At 58.1% G+C, this 24,288-nt stretch carries 15 protein-coding genes; 10 read left to right on the forward strand and 5 right to left on the reverse strand.

The annotated features are described in order from the left end of the window. From bcsQ to GRPL_RS19935, 8 genes are all read left to right on the forward strand, one after another. On the forward strand, positions 1 to 738 hold the full coding sequence (gene bcsQ, locus GRPL_RS19970; RefSeq protein WP_032690337.1) for a cellulose biosynthesis protein BcsQ: 738 nt from the start codon (positions 1 to 3) through the stop codon (positions 736 to 738). Next, complete coding sequence (gene bcsA / locus GRPL_RS19965; protein WP_032698588.1) at positions 735 to 3,353, forward strand: UDP-forming cellulose synthase catalytic subunit; 2,619 nt, start codon at positions 735 to 737, stop codon at positions 3,351 to 3,353. The genes bcsQ and bcsA overlap by 4 nt, the downstream gene beginning before the upstream one ends. Before the next feature lie 10 nt (positions 3,354 to 3,363). Then, positions 3,364 to 5,721 carry a cellulose biosynthesis cyclic di-GMP-binding regulatory protein BcsB gene (gene bcsB / locus GRPL_RS19960; RefSeq protein ID WP_049267925.1) on the forward strand — a complete coding sequence of 786 codons (2,358 nt, stop codon included), beginning with the start codon at positions 3,364 to 3,366 and terminating at the stop codon, positions 5,719 to 5,721. A 3-nt stretch (positions 5,722 to 5,724) separates the two neighbouring features. Continuing rightward, positions 5,725 to 6,834 (forward strand): cellulose synthase complex periplasmic endoglucanase BcsZ, encoded by a 1,110-nt coding sequence (gene bcsZ, locus GRPL_RS19955; RefSeq protein WP_032698677.1) that lies wholly within the window; start codon positions 5,725 to 5,727, stop codon positions 6,832 to 6,834. Further along, a complete protein-coding gene (gene bcsC / locus GRPL_RS19950; RefSeq protein ID WP_032698591.1) occupies positions 6,816 to 10,295 on the forward strand; it encodes a cellulose synthase complex outer membrane protein BcsC in 3,480 nt (1,159 codons plus the stop codon). The genes bcsZ and bcsC overlap by 19 nt, the downstream gene beginning before the upstream one ends. Before the next feature lie 308 nt (positions 10,296 to 10,603). Beyond that, a complete protein-coding gene (gene hmsP / locus GRPL_RS19945; RefSeq protein WP_032698592.1) occupies positions 10,604 to 12,613 on the forward strand; it encodes a biofilm formation regulator HmsP in 2,010 nt (669 codons plus the stop codon). A gap of 157 nt (positions 12,614 to 12,770) precedes the next feature. Next, complete coding sequence (locus tag GRPL_RS19940; RefSeq protein WP_032690342.1) at positions 12,771 to 14,057, forward strand: dicarboxylate/amino acid:cation symporter; 1,287 nt, start codon at positions 12,771 to 12,773, stop codon at positions 14,055 to 14,057. Between the two features lie 220 nt (positions 14,058 to 14,277). Continuing rightward, complete coding sequence (locus GRPL_RS19935; RefSeq protein WP_032696960.1) at positions 14,278 to 15,771, forward strand: M16 family metallopeptidase; 1,494 nt, start codon at positions 14,278 to 14,280, stop codon at positions 15,769 to 15,771. Positions 15,772 to 15,938: 167 nt separating this feature from the next. Here GRPL_RS19935 and kdgK read toward each other — a convergent pair whose 3' ends face one another. Continuing rightward, on the reverse strand, positions 15,939 to 16,868 hold the full coding sequence (gene kdgK / locus GRPL_RS19930) for a 2-dehydro-3-deoxygluconokinase (protein WP_032697076.1): 930 nt from the start codon (positions 16,866 to 16,868) through the stop codon (positions 15,939 to 15,941). 194 nt (positions 16,869 to 17,062) lie between these two features. Between kdgK and GRPL_RS19925 the strand changes: the two genes are divergently transcribed. Beyond that, positions 17,063 to 19,114 (forward strand): AsmA family protein, encoded by a 2,052-nt coding sequence (locus GRPL_RS19925; protein WP_032698593.1) that lies wholly within the window; start codon positions 17,063 to 17,065, stop codon positions 19,112 to 19,114. A 47-nt stretch (positions 19,115 to 19,161) separates the two neighbouring features. Here the strand turns inward: GRPL_RS19925 and GRPL_RS19920 are convergent, their stop codons facing one another. From GRPL_RS19920 to GRPL_RS19910, 3 genes are all read right to left on the reverse strand, one after another. After that, entirely contained in the window at positions 19,162 to 20,484 is a 1,323-nt protein-coding gene (locus tag GRPL_RS19920; protein WP_032698595.1) for an MFS transporter, read from the reverse strand. Between the two features lie 269 nt (positions 20,485 to 20,753). Next, positions 20,754 to 21,785, reverse strand: coding sequence for an inner membrane protein YhjD (yhjD, locus tag GRPL_RS19915; protein ID WP_032690345.1), 1,032 nt, complete (start codon positions 21,783 to 21,785; stop codon positions 20,754 to 20,756). A 109-nt stretch (positions 21,786 to 21,894) separates the two neighbouring features. Beyond that, on the reverse strand, positions 21,895 to 22,794 hold the full coding sequence (locus GRPL_RS19910) for a LysR family transcriptional regulator (protein WP_032690346.1): 900 nt from the start codon (positions 22,792 to 22,794) through the stop codon (positions 21,895 to 21,897). A gap of 119 nt (positions 22,795 to 22,913) precedes the next feature. On the opposite strand from GRPL_RS19910, the gene GRPL_RS19905 reads away from it, so the two are divergent. Continuing rightward, positions 22,914 to 23,672 carry an SDR family NAD(P)-dependent oxidoreductase gene (locus tag GRPL_RS19905; protein WP_032698597.1) on the forward strand — a complete coding sequence of 253 codons (759 nt, stop codon included), beginning with the start codon at positions 22,914 to 22,916 and terminating at the stop codon, positions 23,670 to 23,672. A gap of 42 nt (positions 23,673 to 23,714) precedes the next feature. On the opposite strand, the gene GRPL_RS19900 is transcribed toward GRPL_RS19905, so the two are convergent. Further along, entirely contained in the window at positions 23,715 to 24,254 is a 540-nt protein-coding gene (locus GRPL_RS19900; protein ID WP_032690348.1) for a GNAT family N-acetyltransferase, read from the reverse strand. Between the last annotated feature and the right edge of the window lie 34 nt (positions 24,255 to 24,288).

Genomic DNA, 24,288 nt, shown 5'->3' on the forward strand with positions numbered 1-24,288 from the left:
ATGGCTATTCTTGGATTACAGGGTATCCGCGGTGGCGTGGGCACCACGTCGATTACCGCCGCGCTCGCCTGGGCGTTACAGCTCCTCGGGGAGACGGTTCTGGCGATCGACGCCAGCCCGGATAATATGCTGCGCTATTTTTTCAACGTTGATGCGACGCATCGCGACGGTTGGGCACGCGCGTTAATTGACGGAGGCGACTGGCGTGACGCCGGCATCCGTTATACCTCGCATATCGATATTTTGCCTTTTGGTCTGCTCTCGCCCGGTGAAAGAGAGAACGTTGATAAGCTCTATCCGCTGCTGGAATCGTTTGTCGGCATGGTGGAGAAACTGGAACAGCAGGGCGATCATCGCTGGCTGCTGCTGGATTTACCGGAAGGTTATTCCCCGCTGACTCGTTCGCTGCTTAGCGCCTGCGATCGCACGCTGGTGGTGGTGCATCCGGATGGCAACAGCCATATTCGCCTGCATCAACAGGCGCTGCCGGCGAAGGGCGATATTCTGATTAACGATCTGCGCGTCGGCAGCCAGCTACAGGAAGATTTGTATCAGCTGTGGCTGGAGAGCCAGCGCCGTATTTTGCCGGTCACCGTCCATCGTGATGAGGCGATGGCGGAGTGTCTGGCGGCGAAGCAGCCGCTCGGGGAATATCGTTCTGATTCGCTGGCCGCCGAAGAGATCCTGACCCTCGCTAACTGGTGCTTGCTGCACTATTCCGGCAAGGGGACGCAATGATGCGCCTCAGTACTTTGCTCCTGGCGCCTGCGGTTGCGGAACGCCTGAGCGAACGCTACAGCGATTATCGCCAGCACGGCGCATCGTGGCTGTCCGCCTCGCTGGGCTGCCTGTGGGCGTCGCTGGTCTGGGCGCTGATGCCGCTGGAAACACCGCGCTGGCAGGCGATTCTGAACAACCATCGTGACTACTTTCCGCATATTAATCCCCATCGCCCGCGGCTGCTGGATCCGCTGCGCTATCTGCTGCAGTCCCTGTGGCTGCTGGTGACGCATGTACCCGGGGCGGATAAAAAGGCGAACTGGCGTTCGTTTGCCGCCATCAAAGGGGTTCACGGGCGCTACACCCAGTGGCTGGAGACGCTTCCCGAGCGGACGAACAGCCGTACTGCCCATCTGAATAAACACAAAGAGCTGGCGCATGTCAGCCCGAAACTGCGCAAGGCGATTCTTGGCGTGGTGGTCACTTTCTCGCTGGTGCTGTCGCTGCTGTGTATTACTCAGCCGTTTAACCCGCTTTCGCAGTTTATTTTCCTGATGTTGCTGTGGGGCGTGGCGCTGCTGGTGCGCCGTATTCCCGGGCGTTTTTCGGCCCTGATGCTGATTGTCCTCTCGCTGACCGTCTCCTGCCGCTACATCTGGTGGCGCTATACCTCGACGCTGAACTGGGACGATCCCGTCAGCCTGGTGTGCGGCATTGTGCTGCTGTTTGCTGAAACCTATGCCTGGCTGGTGTTGGTGCTGGGCTATTTCCAGGTGATATGGCCATTGAATCGCCAGCCGGTTCCGTTACCCAAAGATATGGCCGAGTGGCCGACGGTGGATATTTTCGTTCCCACCTACAATGAAGACCTTAACGTGGTGAAAAACACCATTTATGCGTCGCAAGGTATCGACTGGCCGAAAGATAAGCTCAATATCTGGATCCTCGATGACGGCGGGCGCGAAGAGTTTCGCCAGTTCGCCAAAGACGTCGGCGTGCATTACATCGCCCGCGCCACTCACGAGCACGCTAAAGCCGGGAATATCAACAACGCGCTTAAGTACGCCAAAGGCGAATTTGTGTCGATCTTCGACTGCGACCACGTGCCGACACGCTCTTTCCTGCAGATGACCATGGGGTGGTTCCTGAAAGAGAAAGCGCTGGCGATGATGCAGACGCCGCACCATTTCTTCTCGCCCGACCCGTTTGAACGCAATCTGGGACGTTTCAGGAAAACGCCAAACGAGGGGACCCTGTTTTATGGCCTGGTGCAGGATGGCAACGATATGTGGGACGCCACCTTCTTCTGCGGCTCCTGCGCGGTGATTCGGCGCGGCCCGCTGGATGAGATTGGCGGTATTGCTGTGGAAACGGTGACCGAGGATGCCCACACCTCCCTGCGTCTGCACCGTCGCGGCTACACGTCCGCCTATATGCGCATTCCGCAGGCCGCCGGCCTGGCGACCGAAAGCCTTTCAGCGCATATTGGCCAGCGTATTCGCTGGGCGCGTGGCATGGTGCAGATTTTCCGCCTCGATAACCCTTTGTTTGGTAAAGGGCTTAAGTTTGCGCAGCGGCTCTGTTACGTCAATGCGATGATGCACTTTTTATCCGGCATTCCCCGGCTGATCTTCCTCGTCGCGCCGTTGGCATTTTTACTGCTGCACGCCTATATCATCTATGCGCCGGCGCTGATGATCGCGCTCTTCGTCTTGCCGCATATGATTCATGCGAGCCTGACGAACTCGAAGATTCAGGGCAAATATCGCCACTCTTTCTGGAGCGAAATCTACGAAACCACGCTGGCCTGGTATATCGCGCCGCCGACCTTTGTCGCGCTGATTAACCCGCATAAAGGTAAGTTCAACGTGACGGCGAAAGGAGGACTGGTGGAGGACGAATATGTCGACTGGGTCATTTCCCGTCCCTATATCTATCTGGTGCTGCTGAACCTGGTGGGCGTGGCGGCTGGGGTCTGGCGTCACTTCTATGGCCCGGAAAATGAGATCCTGACCGTTTGGGTCAGTATCGTCTGGGTGTTCTATAACCTGATTATCCTTGGCGGCGCGGTGGCGGTCTCGGTGGAAAGTAAACAGGTCCGTCGCTCGCATCGCGTCGAAATGAGCATGCCGGCGGCAATTGCGCGCGAAGATGGCCACCTGTTCTCCTGTACCGTACATGACTATTCCGATGGCGGGCTGGGGATCAAAATTAACGGTAAGGCGCAGGTGCTGGAAGGGCAAAAGGTGAATCTGCTGCTCAAACGCGGACAGCAGGAATATGCCTTCCCGGTCAGGGTTGCGCGCGTGAACGGCAGCGAAGTCGGTTTGCAGCTGATGCCGTTGACCAATCAACAACATATTGATTTTGTACAGTGTACGTTTGCCCGTGCTGATACGTGGGCGCTTTGGCAGGATAGCTTCCCGGAAGATAAACCGATGGAAAGCCTGCTGGATATCCTGAAGCTGGGGTTCCGTGGATATCGTCACCTGGCGGAGTTCTCGCCGCCGTCGGTGAAGGTTATTTTCCGCTCGCTCACCATGCTGGTTGCCTGGATAGTCTCGTTTGTTCCCCGTCGGCCTGAGCGTGCCGCGGCGATACTCTCTGCGGAACCAGAAATGGCTCAACAATGATGATAATGCGATGAAAAGAAAACTCTCCTTGATTTGTGCAGTGGCAGTGGGCATGGCTGGTTGGTCATCCTTCGCCTCTTTTGCGGCGCCGACGACAGTCGTGGCGGCAGCGCCAGCGCCTGCGGCGACGGATCCGCTGGACGGTGGCCTGACGGCCCCGGTCATTGCCGACAGCCAGCCGACGGCAACCCTTGCCGCACCGCCAGCGCCGGCGGTCGTCATGGAGAATGTTCCGACCCGCGACGTGAAGCTCTCTTTCGCCAGTATCGCCCCGCCTCCGGGCAGCATGGTACTGCGCGGGGCGCATCCCGACGGCTCGGTAGAATTTGGTATGCGCAGCGATGAGGTCGTGACGAAAGCCCTGCTGAATCTCGACTATACGCCGTCCCCTTCACTGCTGCCGGTGCAGTCGCAGCTGAAGGTGTACCTCAATGATGAGCTGATGGGCGTCCTGCCGGTTACTAAAGAGCAGCTGGGTAAAAAAGTCAGCGCGCAGATCCCTATCGATCCTCTGTATATCACCGACTTTAACCGCGTGCGTCTGGTGTTCGTCGGCCATTATCGCGATGTGTGCGAGAACCCGGCCAGCAGTACGTTATGGCTGGACGTCGGGCGTGACAGCAACCTGGACCTGACCTATCAGGCGCTGGCGGTGCGTAACGATCTGTCCCATTTCCCGGTGCCGTTCTACGACCCCCGGGACAACCGATCGCTGACGCTGCCGATGGTTTTCGCCTCCTCGCCGGATGCGCAGCAGCAGCAGGCGGCGGCGATTGTGGCCTCCTGGTTCGGCAGTAAAGCCGGCTGGCGCGGCCAGGCGTTCCCGGTACTGTTTAACAAACTGCCGGATCGCAACGCCATCGTGTTTGCGACCAACGATAAGCGCCCGGACTTCCTGCGCGAACATCCGCCGGTGAAGGCGCCGACCATCGAAATGATCGACCATCCGGACAACCCTTACGTCAAGCTGCTGGTGGTCTTTGGCCGTGATGACAAAGATCTGCTGCTGGCCGCCAGGGGGATCGCACAGGGCAATATTCTGTTCCGCGGCAGTAGCGTCGTGGTCGACGACGTCAAAGAGCTGCAGGCGCGTAAACCCTATGATGCGCCGAACTGGGTGCGAACCGATCGTGAAGTCACCTTCGGCGAACTGAAAACCTACGAACAGCAGCTGCAGTCCAGCGGCCTGGTGCCAGATTCCATTAACGTGGCGCTGAATTTGCCGCCGGATCTCTATTTGCTGCGCGCCAACGGCATCGATATGAAGCTGAACTATCGCTACACCATGCCGCCGATCAAAGACAGTTCGCGGATGGATATCAGCCTCAATGACCAGTTCCTGCAATCCTTCAGCCTGAACAGCTCTCAGGACGTGAATAAATTAATATTGCGTCTGCCGGTGTTGCAGGGGCTGCTGGACGGTAAGACCAACGTCAGTATCCCGGCGCTGCGCCTCGGGGCGCTCAACCATCTGCGTTTTGATTTCCAGTACATGAACCCGATGCCGGGCGGCTCTATTGATAACTGTATTACCTTTCAGCCGGTGCAGAACCACGTGGTGATCGGTGACGATTCAACGATCGACTTCTCGAAGTATTACCACTTTATTGCCATGCCGGATCTGCGCGTGTTTGCCAATTCGGGCTTCCCGTATAGCCGGATGGCCGACCTTGCTGACACGCTGATTGTGGTGCCATCCGCCCCGACTGAGGGCCAGGTGGCGACGCTACTGGAATCCGTTGGCGGTATCGGCGCGCAGACTGGCCTGGCGGCTATCAATGTGCAGGTCACCGATGATGGCAACAAAATTAAGGATAAAGACGCCGACCTGCTGTTGATTGGCTCGATTCCGGCAGCGCTGAAAGATGAGACCAAAATTAGCCTGCTGGTCGATGCGACAAAGAGCTGGGTGAAGATGCCGATGCGCCATTACGATCTGCCGAGCATCTATCCGGATGATGAGGCCAGAACGCCCAATACGCGCACGGATATCACCTCCTCCGGGCCAATGGCGGCCATTATCAGCTTCCAGTCGCCGTATTACGATCAACGCAGCGTCGTGGCGCTGCTGGCGGACAGTCCGCGCGGTAACGAGCTGCTGAACGGTGCGCTAAACGACAGCGGTAAGCGGGCGGCGATGTTTGGTTCCGCGTCGGTGATTCGTGAATCCGGGGTGAACAGCCTGCGCGTGGGCGACGTCTATTATGTCGGACACCTGCCGTGGTTTGAGCGTATCTGGTTTGCGCTGTCCAGCCACCCGGTGCTGCTGGCGATTCTGGCTGCGGTGAGCATTGTGCTTCTGGCCTGGGTGCTGTGGCGCATGCTGCGTATTGTCAGCCGTCGTCGTCTCCACCTTGATGATGAGTAAGCGATGATGAACCCGATTCGCGGAGTCATCCTGGCGGTTCTGATGCTGGCGGCGGCGCAGGTGAGCGCCGCCTGCCAGTGGCCGGCCTGGGAGCAATTTAAAAAAGAGTATGTGAGTAGCGAAGGGCGGGTGGTTGATCCCGCCGATTCGCGAAAAATCACCACCTCCGAAGGACAAAGCTACGCCTTGTTCTTCGCGCTGGCGGCAAACGATCGCGACGCTTTCGGCAAGCTGTTCCAGTGGACCCAGAACAACCTGGCGGCGGGCGACCTGCGTGCGCACCTGCCGGGCTGGCTGTGGGGCAAAAAGAGCGATGAGGAGTGGACGCTGCTGGACAGCAACTCCGCGTCTGACTCCGATTTATGGATAGCCTGGTCGTTGCTGGAAGCGGGGCGGCTGTGGCAGATGCCGCAGTACACCGAGGTGGGCAAGGCGCTCTTGTCGCGTATCGCCGATGAAGAAGTGACGGATGTGCCGGGGTTCGGACCCATGGTTCTCCCCGGCAAAGTTGGCTTTGCCGACGATAAAGGCTGGCGCTTTAACCCCAGCTACCTTCCGCCACAGCTTGCCAGCTACTTCAGCCGCTTTGGCGCCCCCTGGCTGAAACTGCGCGACAGCAACCTGCGTTTTCTGCTGGAGACGGCGCCCAAAGGTTTTTCCCCTGACTGGGTGCGTTACGAAAAAGGACAAGGCTGGCAGCTGAAGGCGGACAAACCGATAATCGGCAGCTACGACGCGATCCGCGTCTATCTGTGGGTCGGGATGCTGGATGACGGGGATAAACAGAAAGCGCGACTGCTGGCTGGTTTTAAACCGATGGAAGCGCAGACGATTCGCCAGGGCGTTCCGCCGGAAAAAGCGAATATCGCAACCGGTAAAACGACCGGCAACGGCCCGGTCGGATTTTCCGCGTCGATGCTGCCGTTTTTACAAAATGACGACGCCCGGGCGATACAGCGCCAGCGCGTCGCAGACCACTATCCAGGTGCCGATGCCTACTATAGTGCGGTCCTGACTCTTTTTGGCCAGGGATGGGATCAACATCGTTTTCGTTTCACTGCGGGTGGCGAATTACGACCTGACTGGGACCAGGAATGCGTAAGTTCAGATTAAGTATTATCACGCTGTCTCTCGGGCTCGCCCTGCTGCCGGTGGCGCAGGCGGCGACAACCCCTGCCCAGGAGCATCTGCTGGAGCAGGTTCGGCTGGGCGAAGCGAGCCATCGTGAAGATCTGGTTAAGCAATCCCTCTATCGCCTCGAGCTGATTGACCCGAATAATCCGCAATTAATTGCCGCGCGAATGCGTTATCTGCTGCGCCAGGGCGACAGCGACGGCGCCAGAAAACAGCTCGACAGGCTGGCAAAACTGGCCCCCGATTCCGCAGAGCTGAAATCCTCCCGTAGCGAAATGAACCTCAACACCGGCGACGGGAGGCAGGAGCTTCAACAGGCGCGCCTGCTGGGTGTATCGGGACGTGTAGAAGAGGGCGTGGCCGCCTTTGAAAAATTGTTCGGCGGCGTGCCGCCCGATCAGACCCTCGCGATTGAATACTGGGCGCTGGTGGCGCGTCTCCCGGCGCGACATAAAGAAGCCGTCGCTCAACTGAAGAAGCTGGATGCCAGCTCTCCGGGCAATGCCGACCTGCAGGCGGCGTTGGCCAAACAGATGTTTGCTGACAATAAGCCGGCGGAAGGGTTTGCCTATTTAGAACAAATGTCGCGTTCGGCCGCCGGTCGCGGCGCTGCCGCCGATATGTGGCTCAGCGAAATCAAAGATATGCCGGTCAGCCGGGCCAGCGTGCAGGAACTGCAGCGTTTCCTGGCCCTGTTTACAACCGGTGAATCGGCAGCGAATGCCCGCGTGTTGCTGGCTCAGCAGCAGACTCAACTGCAGGATCCGACGTTTCGCGTGCGTTCTGAAGGGCTGGCGGCGGTTAAAAATGACAACCCCGCCCAGGCCGTGGCCAATTTACAGCAGGCCGTACGGGCCGATGCCCGGGACAGCGATGCCGTGGGCGCCCTGGGCCAGGCCTATTCGCAGCGTGGCGACAGAGCCCGTGCCGTCGCACAGCTGAACAAAGCGATCGCGATGGATCCGAAAAGCCCGAATCGCGATAAATGGGACAGCCTGCTCCAGACGAACCGCTACTGGTTGTTGATCAAACAGGGCGATACCGCGCTGAAGGCCGGAGAGCTGGATCGGGCGCAAAACTATTATGCGCAGGCTCAGCGAGTCGACGGTACCGATAGCTATGCGGTGCTCGGGCTCGGAGATGTGGCGGCAGCGCGCAAAGATAATGCCGCAGCGGAGCGCTATTATCAGCGCACCCTGCGGATGGATCGCGGCAACAACCTGGCGGTTCGCGGGTTGGCTAATCTTTATCGTGCGCAATCGCCGGAAAAAGCCAGCGCCTATATCGCCGGTCTGTCGCCTGCCCAGCGGCGCAGCATTGATGATATCGAGCGCAGCCTGACCAATGAACGACTGGAAAAACAGGCCGCAGCGCTGGAGAGCCAAAGCAACTGGGCGCAGGCGGCGGAAGTCCAGCGTCGGCGTCTGGCGCTTGACCCGGATAGCGTGTGGATTACCTACCGTTTATCCCGCGATTTAGTCAGCGCAGGCGAACAGGCACAGGCCGATACGCTGATGCGTAATATGGTCAGCCGCAAGCCGGGGGATGCCGAGCGGGTTTATGCCTGGGGTCTCTATTTATCCGGCAATAATCAGGACGATCTGGCGCTGGCGCAGCTTGCTGCCCTGCCGCGCAGTCAGTGGACGGATAACATTCGTGAGCTGGATGCGCGCCTACAGAGCGATAAGGTGATACGTCAGGCTAACCAGCTGCGTGACAGCGGCCACGAAGCACAGGCTATCGCCCTCATTCAACAGCAGCCGCCGTTGGTTCGCTACCAGCTTACGCTTGCGGACTGGGCGCAGCAACGCGGCGATAGCCAGACGGCGATTGCGCAGTACAACGCGGTGCTGAGTAAAGAGGCTGACAACGGTGATGCCCGTCTGGGACTGGCGGAAGTCTATCTTGCCGAAGGCGATAAAAATGCCGCGCGCGCGCAGGTCAGCCAGCTGAAAGGCGGTGAGACCGACTCCATCAATATGCAGCGGCGGGTGGCCCTGGCGAACGCAGGGTTTGGCGATACAACCCAGGCGCAGCAAATTTTTAACCGTATTATCCCGCAGGCTAAAGCGCAGCCACCGTCGATGGAAAGCGCGCTGGTGCTGCGCGATGCGGCCCGATTCCAGACCCAGAACGGCCAGCCGCAGATGGCGCTGGAGAGTTATAAAGATGCAATGGTGGCCTCCGGCGTGACCCCGGTCCGCCCGCAGGATAACGATGCCTTTACCCGTCTGACCCGGAACAACAGCAGCGATGACTGGCTGAAGCGTGGGATCCGCAGCGATGCCGCGGATCTCTATCGCCAGCAGGATCTGAATGTCACCCTGGAACATGATTTCTGGGGATCCAGCGGCACCGGCGGCTATTCCGATCTCAAAGCGCACACCACGATGCTGCATGTGGATGCGCCGCTTGCCGACGGACGCATGTTCTTCCGCACCGACCTGGTCAATATGGATGCCGGCAGCTTCTCAACGAACAGCGACGGCAGCTATTCGCCAAACTGGGGGACCTGCGGTGAAATTGCCTGCACCAGCGGTAGCAAAAACCAGACCGACGGTGGAGCCAGCGTTGCGGTGGGCTGGAAGAACGAGACCTGGAGCGCGGATATCGGTACCACCCCGATGGGCTTTAACGTGGTTGATGTGGTGGGCGGCCTGAGCTACAGCAACGATCTCGGACCGATCGGCTACACCCTCAATATGCATCGTCGGCCGGTTTCCAGCTCGCTGCTCGCCTTTGGCGGACAGAAAGACAGCAGCAGCCATACCGGGATAACCTGGGGCGGCGTCCGGGCTGACGGCGGCGGCGTGAGCATGAGCTACGATAAGGGCGAAGCCAACGGCGTCTGGTCTTCGTTGGGCGTCGATCGACTCACGGGGAAAAACGTGGCCGACAACTGGCGCGTGCGCTGGATGACCGGTTACTACTATAAAGTCATCAATGAAGATAACCGCCGCGTCACGGTGGGCCTGAACAATATGCTCTGGCATTATGACAAAGACCTGAGCGGCTATACCCTGGGCCAGGGCGGCTACTATAGCCCGCAGGAGTATATTTCGTTCGCGGTACCGGTCACCTGGCGTCAGCGTACGGAAAACTGGTCATGGGAACTGGGGGGATCCGTCTCCTGGTCGCACTCGCGTACCAAAACCATGCCGCGCTATCCGTTGCTGAATTTGATTCCCTCGGACTATCGGGCCGATGCCAGTCAGTTGACGGAACAAGGCAGCAGCAGCCAGGGCTTTGGTTATACCGCCCGGGCGCTGGTTGAGCGACGTGTCACCGGCAACTGGTTCGTGGGGGCGGCGGTGGATATTCAACAGGCGAAGGATTATACCCCGAGCCATGCGCTGCTCTACGTGCGCTATTCGGCCGCCGGCTGGCAGGGTGATATGGATATGCCGCCGCAGCCGCTGGTGCCTTACGCGGACTGGTAGCAGAATAGCCTGAATTACGCGATCGGGCGTCACTCCACCCGCCGGTTCGCGTATACTCGTCAAACTTCGCCCGTCTTTGTTAATTCTGGCCGTCTTTCCCTCGCTGGCGCTACGCTTATCGGGGCGACAGACCAATGCCGTCGCCTGGCTCCGGTAAGGGGTCAGCGGCAATCCGGGAAAATAACGCGCAGACATCACGTCACCCCTTGCGGACGCGAGCGAAGGATTTAAGTATATAATCATCCCGAAAACGACCGGTTTTGATGGAATTAAACCGGGTTGGTGTTAAGTATCAGTGGAGAACCCAGTTGCGCGTCAGCCGCTCACTTACAATTAAACAGATGGCGATGGTCGCGGGCGTGTCCATGGCGTTTGTATTGGTATTTTGTTCTATTTTGCTGTTTCACTTTGTGCAACAGAGTCGCTTCATTACGGCCACGCAATTAGAAAGTATCGCTCGTTCCGTTCGCGAACCCCTGTCGGGGGCTATTCTGAAAGCGGATATCCCTGAGGCGGAAGCCATTCTGGGGCGTATCCAGCCTGCTGGTATTGTCAGCCGGGCAGATGTGGTGTTGCCCAATCAATTTCAGGCGCTGCGGATGCGTTTTATCCCGGAGCGCCCGGTACCGGTGATGGTGACTCGCATTTTCGAACTCCCGGTACAGATCTCCCTGCCGATTTACTCCCTGGAGAGGCCAGCCAACCCGCAGCCGATAGCCTATCTGGTGCTGCAGGCCGACTCCTGGCAGACCTACAAATTCGTCATGAGCGTGCTTTCTACGTTAGTGACCGCTTACTTCTTGCTGGTGCTTATTCTGACGGTGGCGATCACATGGTGTATCAACCGTCTGATCGTCCGTCCGCTGCGTAAGCTGGCCCGTGAGCTCAATGATGTTGCGCCGCAGGACCGGCTCGGGCACCAGCTGACGCTGCCGCGTCTGCACCATGACGATGAAATAGGCCTGCTGGTGCGCAGCTATAACCGCAATCAGCAGACCCTGCTGCGCCAGCACGATGAGCTGACCTTACAGTCCACCCGCTTCCCGGTATCCGAGCTGCCGAATAAGGCTTTTTTGATGGCCCTGCTGGAGCAGACCGTCGCCCGGCCGCAAAGCTCGGCTTTGCTGGTTATCGCCTGCGAAACATTGCAGGACACCGCGGGGGTACTGAAAGAGACCCAGCGCGAGATCCTGCTGCTGACGCTGGTGGAGAAGCTGCGGGGGATTATCCCGTCGCGGATGGTGCTGGCTCAGATTAGCGGCTATGACTTCGCGATTCTTGCCCACGGAATGAGCGAGCCGTGGTACGCGGTGACATTAAGTAAGCAAGTGCTCACTGTCATAAATGAACGGCTGCCGCTACAGGGTATTCAACTGCGCCCCTGCGCCAGCGTGGGTATTGCGATGTTTAACGGCGAACTGAGCGCGGAACAGCTCTATCGTCGGGCGTTTTCTGCCGCCATCGCCGCGCGGCACAAAGGTAAAAACCAGATTGAATTCTTCGATCCGGCGCAGATGGAAAAAGCCCAGCGTCGGCTGATGGAAGAGCACGACATCCTGACCGCGCTGGATAATCATCAGTTTGCTATCTGGCTTCAGCCCCAGGTTGATGCCGCCAGCGGTGAGGTCTGCGGGGCGGAAGTGCTGCTGCGGCAACGCCAGCCCGACGGTAGCTGGTCGCTCCCTGCGGATCTGATTGAACGCATTGAAGCCTGCGGGCTGATGGTGCCGGTAGGTTACTGGGTGATGGAAGAAGCCTGTCGTCAGCTGGCCGCATGGCAAAGCCTGGGCATCATGTTGCCGCTGTCGGTGAACGTTTCGCTGCTGCAGCTGCTGCACCACGATCGCGGTACCGAGATGCTGACGTTACTGGATCGCTATCGCATTGCGCCTGGGACGCTGGTGCTGGAGATTACGGAAAGCCGTCATCTGGACGACCCGCAGACGGTGGTGTCGCTGCTGCGCCCGCTACGTGAGGCCGGCGTGCGGATCGCGCTGGATGATTTCGGTATGGGCTACGCCGGGCTGCGTCAGCTCCAGCATATGAAATCGCTGCCGGTCGATATCCTGAAAATCGATAAAGCCTTTATTGATATGTTGCCCGAGGATACCAGCATGGTTCCGGCGATTATCCAGCTGGCGCGCGGCCTTAATCTGCGCATCGTGGCGGAAGGGGTAGAAAAAGAGCCGCAGTATCACTGGTTGCAGGCGGCCGGCGTGGATGTCGTTCAGGGGTTCCTGTTTGGTTGCGCTTTGTCGCAGGAGGCCTTTATGACGCAGTTCTTGCGAGGCAAGAATGAAGAGGGTGCAAGCTTGTAACGCGCGTGGTGAACTTGTGCGTGTCAGCTCAAAGTTTTTAACAATTCCGTTGCATTTTTGCGGTTAGTTATTTCTGAAATGTTTCCCTGGTGTTACTTTTAAGCCACAGACAGCCTATACCCCTTCAAGGTCTGTGGTTTTACCCAAAGGACACCCTATGAAAACCTCTCTCTTCAAAAGCCTCTATGTGCAGGTTTTGTCGGCCATTGCGATCGGTATTCTGCTGGGCCATTTCTACCCGGAACTGGGCGCGCAGATGAAACCTCTCGGCGATGCCTTCGTTAAACTGATAAAAATGGTTATCGCGCCGGTTATTTTCTGTACGGTTGTGACCGGTATTGCCGGGATGGAAAGTATGAAAGCCGTCGGCCGTACCGGTGCGGTGGCGCTACTCTATTTCGAAGTGGTCAGTACCGCAGCGCTGATTATCGGCCTGATTATTGTTAACGTGGTGCAACCCGGCGCCGGAATGAACGTCGACCCGGCGACCCTGGATGCCCATGCGGTGGCGGTCTACGCCGAGCAGGCGAAAGAACAGGGGATTGTCGCCTTCCTGCTGGATATCATCCCCGGCAGCGTCATCGGCGCCTTTGCCAGCGGCAACATCCTTCAGGTACTGATGTTTGCCGTGCTGTTTGGCTTTGCGCTGCATCGCCTCGGGAGCAAAGGCCAGCTCATTTTTAACGTCATCGAAAGTTTCTCGCAGGTGATCTTCGGCATCATCAACATGATTATGCGCCTTGCGCCAATCGGTGCTTTCGGGGCCATGGCCTTCACCATCGGGAAATACGGTGTCGGCACCCTGGTGCAACTGGGTCAGCTGATCGTCTGCTTCTATATCACCTGTATCCTGTTCGTGGTGGTGGTACTGGGTTCTATTGCCCGCGTGACCGGGTTTAGCATTTTCAAGTTCATCCGCTACATCCGTGAAGAGCTGCTGATTGTCCTTGGGACCTCTTCGTCCGAATCGGCGCTGCCGCGTATGCTGGACAAGATGGAGAAGCTGGGCTGTCGTAAATCGGTCGTGGGGCTGGTGATTCCAACCGGCTACTCCTTTAACCTCGACGGGACCTCGATCTATCTGACGATGGCGGCGGTCTTTATTGCTCAGGCGACGAACAGTCATATGGATATTTTCCATCAGATTACCCTGCTGGTCGTGCTGTTGCTCTCCTCAAAAGGAGCGGCGGGGGTGACGGGGAGCGGCTTTATCGTTCTGGCGGCAACGATTTCTGCGGTAGGGCATTTGCCGGTCGCCGGTCTGGCGCTAATCCTGGGGATTGACCGTTTTATGTCTGAAGCACGCGCGTTGACCAACCTGGTGGGTAACGGTGTGGCGACTATCGTGGTGGCAAAATGGGTGAAAGAACTGGACAGCCAGCAGCTGGATGATGTCCTGAATAACCGCGAGCCAACCAACAAATCGCACGAATTATCCTCTTAAATCCTTCTGTTAGGCCCGTTGTCCTTGCTGGACTCCGGGCTCCTGCGCATAATTAGGTATCATTCCCCGCAGCAGGGGAATGATACGAAATGATTATTTTACGTCTCCGTGCGACATTTTCATCTCCGCGTGGTCTAACCGACGTACTTCGTTCACCATATTTTTTGGCAGCCCGCGCGCGGGTTGCTTTTGTAACCAGGAATGTTCATCAGGGGTTCACATGCAGGGCACAAAAATTCGACTGTTAACGGGTGGTTTGCTGATGATGGCAGCAGCCGGTTATGTGCAAGCAGAAGCGCTCCAGCCGGACCCGGCCTGGCAACAGGGGACTCTCGCGAATGGACTTCAGTGGCAGGTTTTAGCCACGCCGCAGCGTCCTAGCGATCGTATTGAAGTCCGTCTGTTCGTAAATATTGGCTCGCTGAGTGAAAGCACTCAGCAGAGCGGCTTTAGCCACTTTATTCCTCGTCTGGCGCTGACGCAGAGCGGCAGTCTGCCGACAATGCAGGCGCGTTCGCTATGGCAACAAAGCATCGACCCCAATCGTCCGATGCCGCCCGCGATCGTCTCGTATAGCTACACCATGTTTAATCTCAGCCTGCCGAATAACCGCAATGATCTGCTGAAAGAGGCGTTGAACTGGCTGTCGGATGCCAGCGGAAAGCTGGTCGTGACGCCGGAATCGGTGAATCATGCCCTGCAGGGGGATGACATGGTGGCGACCTGGCCGCTGGACACCAAAGATGGCTGGTGGCGCTATCGTCTGAAAGGTTCCACGATGCTGGGACATGATCCGGGCACCCCGTTGAAAAAACCGGTCGATATTGCTCAGCTGAAGGCGTTCTATCAGAAATGGTATACCCCGGATGCCATGACGCTGATCGTGGTGGGTAACGTCGATAGCCGCAGCGTGGCGGAGCAGATCAACAAGACCTTCGGTGAGCTGAAAGGCAAACGCGAAACGCCGGCGGCGGTGCCGACGCTGGCGCCGCTCCCGACGACGCCGGTGAGCATCATGACCAAAACGGTGCGTCAGGATAAGCTGTCGATCATGTGGGATTCCCCGTGGCAGCCGATTCGCGACTCTGTGGCTCTGCAGCGCTACTGGCGTGATGATCTGGCGCGTGAGGCGCTGTTCTGGCATGTGCAACAGAGCCTGAGCAGGAGCAATGCCAAAGACGTTAACCTCGGCTTTGATTGTCGGGTGCTGTATCAGCGCGCGCAGTGCGCCATTAATATTGAATCACCGGGCAATAAACTCAACGCAAACCTGACCGCAGTCTCCCGCGAACTGGCGAAGGTACGCGATAACGGCTTGCCGGAAGAAGAGTTTGATGCGCTGATTGCGCAGAAAAACCTGGAGCTGCAGAAGCTGTTTGCCACCTACGCGCGCACCGATACCGACATTCTGATTAGCCAGCGTATCCGCTCGTTGCAAAACCAGGTGGTGGATATCGCGCCGGAGCAGTATCAGAAGCTGCGTCAGGAGTTTCTGGACTCTCTGACCGTGGATATGCTGAATCAGTATCTGCGCCAGCAGCTGTCGCAGGATATGGCGCTGGTACTGCAACAACCGCAGGGTGAGCCGGAATACAATATGAAGGATCTGAAGGCGACATGGGAAAGGCTGATGATGCCAGCCCCGGCTGCGGCAACCAGCGGCGGCGCGGCTGAAGCGCATAACGACGCCTCAGATATTCCTCCTGCGCAGTAAATCAGCGGCTATCTCCGGTCTGCATTGCGTGACCGGGAAGTTCCCGGGCGGCGGGGTAAACCCCTTGCCCGGGCTACAGATTACATACGGCACCGATCGTAGCCCCGCTAAACGCCGCGCGAGCGGGGTAGATGTTGGCGAACGGCGGTGCGATCGCCCGGCCTGGACTACTGCGGCATCGCGTCGCGCGGGATAATCGCCCCACGATACTGAATGACCGTGCTGGCCGTCAGGTGGCCGCGTCTGGCGGCAGATTCCGCATCGCCGCCGGTCAGGCGCACCGCCAGATAACCGGCGCTAAACGAATCGCCTGCCGCGGTGGTATCCACTACGCACTCTTTTGCCAGCTTCACGGCCGGTACGTCCAGCAGCGGCTGGCCGGCGATCGCCACCAGGCATGAATCCGCGCCCCGCTTCACCACCACCTCTTGCACGCCCGCGGCATGAGTGCGGGCAATGACTTCATCGACCGGCTTTTCACCCCATAGCGCATCTTCGTCATCCAGCGTCAGGAAGGCGATATCGGTGCAGGCCAGCATCTGTTGATAGACCTGGCGGGTCTCTTCCTGGCTGGCCCACAGGCGCGGACGGTAGTTATTATCAAAAATGACCTTCCCGCCGTTAGCGCGGCATTCGCGCAGCAGCGTCAGCAGCTTGTCGCGGCTGGTCGGGCTGAGGATGGCCAGGCTGATTCCGCTGAGATAGAGATAGTCAAAGGTGGCCAGCTCTTCACAGATTGCGGCAGCCTGCTCGCTCTCCAGCCAGAATTTTGCCGCTGCCTCGTTACGCCAGTAATAAAACGTCCGCTCGCCGGTATCGTCGGTTTCGATGTAGTACAGACCGGGTAAGCGGTCGGCCATCCGTTGAATCAGGTTGGTGTGGACCTTCTCCTGCTGCCAGGCATCCAGCATCTGCTGGCTGAATCCATCGGTACCTAGCGCGGTAACGTAGTGGACGGCGAGTGCGCTGGCATCGGTCTGGCGCGCAATATAGACGGAAGTGTTTAAGGTATCGCCGCCAAATCCGCGGTTTACCGCCGCGTTTTTCTCTGACAGCTCAATCATACATTCGCCAATGACGGCAATTTTTTTAGACATAATCATGACCTGAGATGGAATCGAATAAGCGCGAGTGTGCGCCGCGCCGTTTTTATGGTCAATTATATTAAAACAATGTTCCATTATTTTTTTGACCTGACGCGTGGAATGTGACGAAAAGCGCATTTGTCAGAGAAAGATGTGCTTTTCAACTATATTCAGAACTGACGAGACGCAAAAGGAGCGGAGAGGGGATGACCAGAACCCGTAAAACGATTGCCATTATCTCGGGAACGATACTCGTAGCGATCGTTCTGTTTTTCATCGTGCTGGCGACCTTTGACTGGAATCGCCTGAAACCGACGATCAACCAGAAGGTCTCAGCCGAGCTGAATCGACCGTTTGCGATTCGCGGCGACCTCGGCATTGTCTGGGAGCGCCAGCCAGGCGAGAGCGGCTGGCGGCGCTGGATCCCCTGGCCGCACATCCATGCCGAAGATATTGTTCTCGGCAACCCGCCGGCGATCCCTCAGGTCACCATGGTACATCTGCCGCGCGTTGAAGCCACCCTGGCGCCGCTGGCGTTGCTTACCAGAACCGTTTACCTGCCGTGGATTAAGCTGGAACAGCCCGATGCCCGCCTGATTCGGCTGTCGGAAAAAAATAATAACTGGACCTTTACCCTGGCCTCCGATGCCGCGTCCACCGAACGGCCCGCCTCTTCCGGCTGGTCTTTCCGCCTGGATAATATTCTGTTCGATCGCGGACGGATAGCCATTGATGACAAGGTGACGCGCGCGGATATCACGATCCTGGTCGATCCGCTCGGCAAGCCGCTGCCCTTCAGCGAGGTGAGCGGCGAGAAGGACAAAGAGGGGTCGGCAAAAGCCGGAGACTATATTTTTGGCCTGCAGGCCAAGGGGACCTATAACGGGCAGCCGCTCCAGGGCGACGGTAAAATCGGCGGCATGTTGGCGCTGCGCAGCGAGGGGGAGCCGTTCCCGCTGCAGGGGGACTTTCGCTCCGGCAATACCCGGGTCGCCTTTAGCGGCACGGTCAGCGATCCCCTCAATCTCGGGGGTGTGGATCTGCGTTTGAAGTTTTCCGGGGCCTCGCTGCGGGATCTGTACGAGCTGACCGGGGTGGTGCTGCCGGATACGCCGGCCTTCTCGACCGACGGCCATCTGCGCGCCACTTTTCAGGATCCGAAAGGCGCGCGTTTCGCCTATCGTGATTTTAACGGCCGTATTGGCGAGAGTGATATCCACGGTTCCTTGACCTACAGCACCGGCAAACCGCGACCGAAGCTGGAGGGCGATGTCGCTTCACGACAGCTACGGCTGGCGGATCTCGGCCCGCTCATTGGCGTGAATACAGGCACAAAAACCGCCGGAGGCGAGCAACGTAAAGGCGCAGCTTCAGCGCAGCCTGCGGGGAAAGTGTTACCGTACGATCGCTTTGATACCGATAAATGGCAGCTGATGGACGCCGATGTGCGCTTTAAAGGTGGGCGGATTGAGCACGGCGGCACTTTGCCGGTTAGCGACCTTTCCACCCATGTGATCCTGGAACGAGGTGACCTGCGCCTGCAGCCGCTGCGCTTTGGCCTGGCGAACGGCACAATTGCCGGCAGCCTCCATCTGCAGGGCAATAAGAAACCATTGCAGGGGGAAGCCAACCTGCAGGCGCGGCGTCTGAAGCTGAAGGCCCTGATGCCGAAAGTCGAAATGATGCAGAAGACGCTCGGGGAGATGAATGGCGACGTACAGCTGCGCGGGAGCGGCAATTCGGTGGCGGCGCTGCTGGGCAACAGCAACGGCAATCTGAAGCTGCTGATGAACGACGGTCTGATTAGCCGTAACCTGATGGAAATCCTCGGTCTGAACGTGGGTAACTATGTTATCGGGCAGATATTTGGCGATGATGAGGTCCGGGTGAACTGCGCGGCGGCAAATATCAATGTGACTAACGGCGTGGCGCGGCCGCAGATTTTTGCCTTTGATACCGAAAATGCGCTGATTAACGTGACCGGCACCGCCAGCTTTGCTTCGGAACAGCTCGACCTGACCATTGATCCGGAGAGTAAGGGATTGCGTATTATTACCCTACGCTCTCCGCTGTACGTGCGCGGGACCTTTCAATCGCCGAATGCCGGGGTGAAGGCCGGGCCGTTGATCGCGCGCGGCGCGGTAGCGGCGGCGCTGGCGACATTAGTCACGCCGGCGGCGGCCCTGCTGGCGCTGGTATCGCCTGCGGAAGGGGATGCCAATCAGTGCCGGGCGATTTTATCGCAGATGAAAAAGTAAACGAATGGAAGAAGCGTGCCCGGCGCGGCGCGCCGGGCAGTAAGGGATTACAGCGACTGATGGCGCGTTTCGTGGGTCAACAGCAGCGCAATCAGCGTCAGCCCGGCCATGGCCGCGAGATAGAGGCCGACCGCCATCAGGCCGTAGTTGCCCTGTAACCAGGCGGCAATATACGGTGCGACGGAGGCGCCGAGAATCGACGAAACGTTATACGAGAACGATGCGCCGGTGTAGCGCACTTCCGTCGGAAACAGCTCCGGCAGCAGCGCACCCATCGGGCCGAAGGTCAGCCCCATCAGGCTCAGGCCCAACAGCAGGAAGGCGAAGACCAGAATCGGCTGACCGGAGCCCAGCAGCGGTTTAAAGGCGAACAGCGCGAAGAGGATAATCATCGTGGTAATCACGATCATGCTCTTACGGCGACCAAACGCGTCGGCCAGCAGACCCGCCACCGGCACCATCACGCCGAAGCCAATGACCGCCATCATCAGCATCCACAGCACTTCGTTCCGCGGCAGGCCGAGACCCACCGGCGCGGCGCCGGTACTGAACGTCATGGAATAGACGGTCATGATATAGAACAGGGTATAGGTCGCCAGCATGATAAAGGTGCCGAGCACGGTGACGCGCACATGCTTCGTCAGCAGGGTCCCCAGCGGGATTTTGACCTGTTTCTTCGCGGCGGCGATTTTAGCGAACACCGGCGTCTCGTGCAGCGACACGCGCACATACAACCCGATAATCACCAGCACGGCGGAGAAGATAAACGGTACGCGCCAGCCCCATGCCATGAACTGCTGGTCGGTCAGCAGCCACGAGAGCAGCAGGAAGGTGCCGTTGGCGAAGAAGAAGCCGATAGGCGCGCCGAGCTGCGGGAAAGAGCCGTACAGCGCGCGCTTGCGCGGCGGGGCGTTTTCGGTCGCCAGCAGCGCCGCGCCGCCCCATTCACCGCCCAGCCCCAGCCCCTGGCCGAAGCGCGCCAGCGCCAGCAGCATCGGCGCCAGAATACCAATGCTCTCGTAACCGGGCAGCAGGCCGATCACCACCGTGGAGATGCCCATGGTCAGCAGCGAAGCGACCAGGGTGACCTTACGGCCGACGCGATCGCCGAAGTGGCCGAATAGCGCAGAGCCAATCGGACGGGCAATAAAGGCAATGGCAAACGTCGCCAGCGACTGTAGCGTAGCTGCGGCCGGGTCACCCTGCGGGAAGAAAATGTGCGGGAATACGATCACCGCGGCGGTGGCATAGATATAAAAGTCGAAGAACTCAATGGCGGTACCGATGAGGGAGGCGACGACGACTTTATTGCGTGAGTTAACCGGAGCGGTTTCCTGCTGCTTGTCGAGTGTGGTGGCTGTGGCTTGCATAGATCTTTCTTATTTTTAGCGAACGAAAGGTCATATAGCCACAGCAAAAGGGACATTTCAATCTGTAACAGGGGGCGTGAGTGGTGAAAAAATGGTCAAAAAGCGGATAATTTGCGTGCCGGAAAAATAACTTCTATGAAATGCTTCACACAAATAAAATAATAGTAGATAAAACCAGTTCCGCGTTAAATAAAAGTTACATGTTGGATTTATCTGCTGAAATGATGATTCGGGCTGAATTTTGTACCTTTCTTCAGCCCGATACGGCATCAATCGTGGGCTTTGCCCGGCATACGACGGTCATCCTTGTAGTCGGCCGTGGCGATCCACGCCGCGCAGAACAGCGTCAGGCGGGCGAAGAAATAGAAGAAGGCCATCAGGCCTAATACGGAGCCAAAGGCGGCGCCGGAAGGCGATTTCACCAGCGCGGGCAGGGTCCAGGTCATGATCATTTTTATGATTTCAAAACCGATAGCTGCAATCAGGGTACCGCGAATCAGCGCCTTACGCCGCGGACGGTGGCGCGGCAGGCGCCAGAAGATCCAGAAAAACAGCAAATAGTTGGCGAAGATGGAGATAGCAAGGCCGATCAGCCGCCAGGCCGGTTTCAACCACTCAATATTATCAAGATAGAGCGCGGAGATGATCATCTGCTGCGCGGAACCGGCGACCGAGGTTATCGATAACGTCACCACCAGCGCCACCAGCAGGCCGATCAACGAGATAAAATCACGGAAGTATTTCATCCAGATCTTTTCCTGGTCCTGCGGCGCTCGCTCCCAGACGTCGCGCGACTGGGCGCGAATCGCCTCCCGCAGGTTGCCCATCCAGTTAATACCGGAATAGAGCGCAACCAGCAGACCGACCAGGCCAACGGCGGTGCGTTGCTGGATGGCGGTATTAATGGTGTTTTTCAGCGTGGCGGCCAGCGTGGGGTCGCTGACATTAAGCAGGATTTTATCAAAAATGTCCTGCAGCAGCGTCGGGTGCCAGGCCAGCACAAAACCGGCGGCAGCGAAGGAGACCATCAGAATCGGGATCATCGACAGAAACGAAAAGTAGGTGATGGCCGCACCGAACTGGTTTCCCATCCTGTCGTTAAACCGTTCGGTTGCGCGCAGCAGGTGCGCAATAATCGGGTTCCTCTGAACTTTTTCTGCTGTTCCGGTGACGCTTTTTAACGCCTGATTCGCCTTCTGCGCCACGGCAGAGTCGTTGATGGCGGCCAGCGGGCTTTTACTTTTTTCCGGCGGCTGGCCCGGATCCTGGGTCGGGCGTTTCGCGTCGTTTTCCGATGTCATGAGTGATTTCTTCCTTTCTTTACAGCGAGATTCTTCAAAATTATATACGTAAAATCCTTCATAGACCTGCGAAGCGTCCGAACGACCGCCGGATAAAGGGCGGCGTCGCCTAATCGACGTACTCTTTCATCACGCTCCCCAGCCACTCCATAAACAGATGTACCCGACGGGAAAGGTTGCGTCGGTGCGGATAGATTAACGATACCGGCAGCGGTGCCGCGCGGTACTGCGGCAGGATGTCAATCAGCTTGCCGGTGCGCAGCGCTTCGCGGACGCCGGTACGCGGAACCTGGATAATCCCCAGCCCGGCCAGGCAGGCGGCCTGATAGGTTTCCGTGCTGTTAACGGTGAGCGTGCCGCCGGTCTTCACCCACTGGACAACGCCATCGCTCATCACCTCAAACCCCAGCGGGCGGGCGCCGGGGGTGCTGGCATAGTGAATAAGAGCGTGACCGGCCAGATCGTCGAGCGTGGTCGGGTAGCCGAAGCGTGATAAATACTGCGGGCTGGCGCAGTTAATTTGCGTCAGCTTACCCAGCGGACGGGCGATCAGGCCGGAGTCTTTCAGCGTGCCGACGCGCACCACGCAGTCAAATCCCTCGCGAATCACATCCACCAGCCGGTCGCTACTGCTCAGCTCCAGTTCAACGCCCGGGTACTGCTGCAAAAAAGCCGGCAGGCGTGGAATGATCAGTTTCCTGGCCAGTCCAACCGGCATATCCACCCGCAGGCGGCCGCTGATGGTGGCCGGATCGTGCTGAAACATGCCGTCCAGCTCATCGAGATTGCTGAGCAGGTCCCTGGCGCGTTCGTAATAGACCATCCCGTCCTGGGTGAGCTGAACCCGACGCGTGGTGCGGTGCAGCAGGCGCACCCCCAGATGGTTTTCCAGCGCCTGAATCTGGCGCGAGACACTCCCTTTAGGCAGGTTTAAGGTTTCGGCGGCGCGGGAAAAACTCTCCAGCTCCGCGACGCGGATGAACAGCTGCATTGCGTGAATTTTATCCATACCGAAACTCTATTGTTGTTAATTCTGGAACAGTAAAACGTAATTTAACGCATTTATTGTTTTACTGGCAGCTAATAAGCTCTTTAACCAGACAAACGCAACTGAGAAGGGGTTTTCTGATGGCACAACGTATCGCTTTAGTGACCGGCGGCAGCCGTGGACTGGGAAAAAATGCCGCGCTGAAGCTGGCAGAGAAGGGAACCGATATTATTCTCACCTGGCATAGCAACCCGCAGGCTGCCCAGGAAGTCGTGGATGAAATTGAGCAAAAAGGGGTGAAAGCTGCGGCATTGGCGTTGAACGTCGGTGATACGGCGAGCTTTGGCACTTTCGCTCAGAATGTGGCTCAGCTGCTGCAACAGCGCTGGCAGCGCGATACCTTTGATTATTTATTAAACAATGCCGGGATCGGTTTAAACGTCCCCTTTGCTGAGACCAGCGAAGCACAATTTGATGAGCTGATGAATATCCAGTTTAAGGGGCCGTTCTTCCTGACCCAGCGCCTGCTGCCACTTCTGGCGGATAAGGGACGTATCCTCAATGTATCGAGCGGGCTGGCCCGCTTCGCGCTGCCGGGCTATGCCGCCTATGCGGCGATGAAAGGGGCGATGGAAGTGCTGACCCGCTACCAGGCGAAGGAGCTGGGAGGGCGCGGGATTTCGGTCAACATTATCGCGCCAGGCGCGATAGAAACCGATTTTGGCGGTGGAATAGTGCGGGATAATGCTCAGGTTAATCAGCATATTGCGGCGCAAACGGCGCTGGGTCGGGTAGGGCTGCCAGATGACATCGGCGATGCAATCGCGGCATTGTTGAGCGATGACCTGAGATGGATGAACGCACAGCGCGTGGAAGTTTCCGGCGGCATGTTCCTGTAATCGTGACCGCCTCTCCGTCTGCGGAGAGGCGCAGCGTTCAGCTTATATTTTCAGCGTGTGATAATCGCGACGCAGCAGGCCAAACAGCCAGTCATTATGCCAGCGTCCGTTCAGCCAGTAGCATTCGCGCAGCTCACCCTCCTGCAGAAAGCCGGTTTTCTGCAGCAGATTTCGCGAGGCTATGTTGCCGGCGGTAACCGTGGCGGTCAGACGCCGTACGCCTCCGGCGCTGAAGGCAAAATCACAGAGCGCACGCAGGGATTCATAGCCATAGCCGCGCCCCTGCGCGGCCGGGGTAAATAAAAAGCCCACTTCAGCGCAACCGCCTTCATGATGCCGGTAGCCGGTCAGACCCAGCGGTATACGGGTCTCCCTGTCGCGCACCACCAGGCACAGCCACTGTTTTGCCCCTGGCGACCACGGTGAAATACGCGAATCGAAGGCCTCGCGTATTTCAGACAGCGGGCGTGAATCGGCTATATACAGCATCGCCTGCGGATCTCTCTGCAGAGCGAGAAAAAAAGACCAGTCCTCCTGCTTCAGCTGTGAACAGTGCAGCCGTGGCGTAAGCAATTCGGTCATGAAAACAATTCCTGCAAAGTGCGATGCTATGACC

The sequence above is a fragment of the Klebsiella planticola ATCC 33531 genome, assembly GCF_000735435.1.
GTDB classification, from domain to species: Bacteria; Pseudomonadota; Gammaproteobacteria; order Enterobacterales; family Enterobacteriaceae; genus Klebsiella; species Klebsiella planticola.

Coding starts and splice junctions, on each gene's coding strand:
- GRPL_RS19920 (WP_032698595.1), bottom strand. CDS start 20,484: ATGCAAGCCACAGCCACCACACTCGACAAGCAGCAGGAAACCGCTCCG.
- bcsZ (WP_032698677.1), top strand. CDS start 5,725: ATGATGAACCCGATTCGCGGAGTCATCCTGGCGGTTCTGATGCTGGCG.
- bcsQ (WP_032690337.1), top strand. CDS start 1: ATGGCTATTCTTGGATTACAGGGTATCCGCGGTGGCGTGGGCACCACG.
- yhjD (WP_032690345.1), bottom strand. CDS start 21,785: ATGACATCGGAAAACGACGCGAAACGCCCGACCCAGGATCCGGGCCAG.
- bcsC (WP_032698591.1), top strand. CDS start 6,816: ATGCGTAAGTTCAGATTAAGTATTATCACGCTGTCTCTCGGGCTCGCC.
- GRPL_RS19925 (WP_032698593.1), top strand. CDS start 17,063: ATGACCAGAACCCGTAAAACGATTGCCATTATCTCGGGAACGATACTC.
- GRPL_RS19940 (WP_032690342.1), top strand. CDS start 12,771: ATGAAAACCTCTCTCTTCAAAAGCCTCTATGTGCAGGTTTTGTCGGCC.
- GRPL_RS19910 (WP_032690346.1), bottom strand. CDS start 22,794: ATGGATAAAATTCACGCAATGCAGCTGTTCATCCGCGTCGCGGAGCTG.
- GRPL_RS19900 (WP_032690348.1), bottom strand. CDS start 24,254: ATGACCGAATTGCTTACGCCACGGCTGCACTGTTCACAGCTGAAGCAG.
- bcsB (WP_049267925.1), top strand. CDS start 3,364: ATGAAAAGAAAACTCTCCTTGATTTGTGCAGTGGCAGTGGGCATGGCT.
- GRPL_RS19905 (WP_032698597.1), top strand. CDS start 22,914: ATGGCACAACGTATCGCTTTAGTGACCGGCGGCAGCCGTGGACTGGGA.
- kdgK (WP_032697076.1), bottom strand. CDS start 16,868: ATGTCTAAAAAAATTGCCGTCATTGGCGAATGTATGATTGAGCTGTCA.
- GRPL_RS19935 (WP_032696960.1), top strand. CDS start 14,278: ATGCAGGGCACAAAAATTCGACTGTTAACGGGTGGTTTGCTGATGATG.
- bcsA (WP_032698588.1), top strand. CDS start 735: ATGATGCGCCTCAGTACTTTGCTCCTGGCGCCTGCGGTTGCGGAACGC.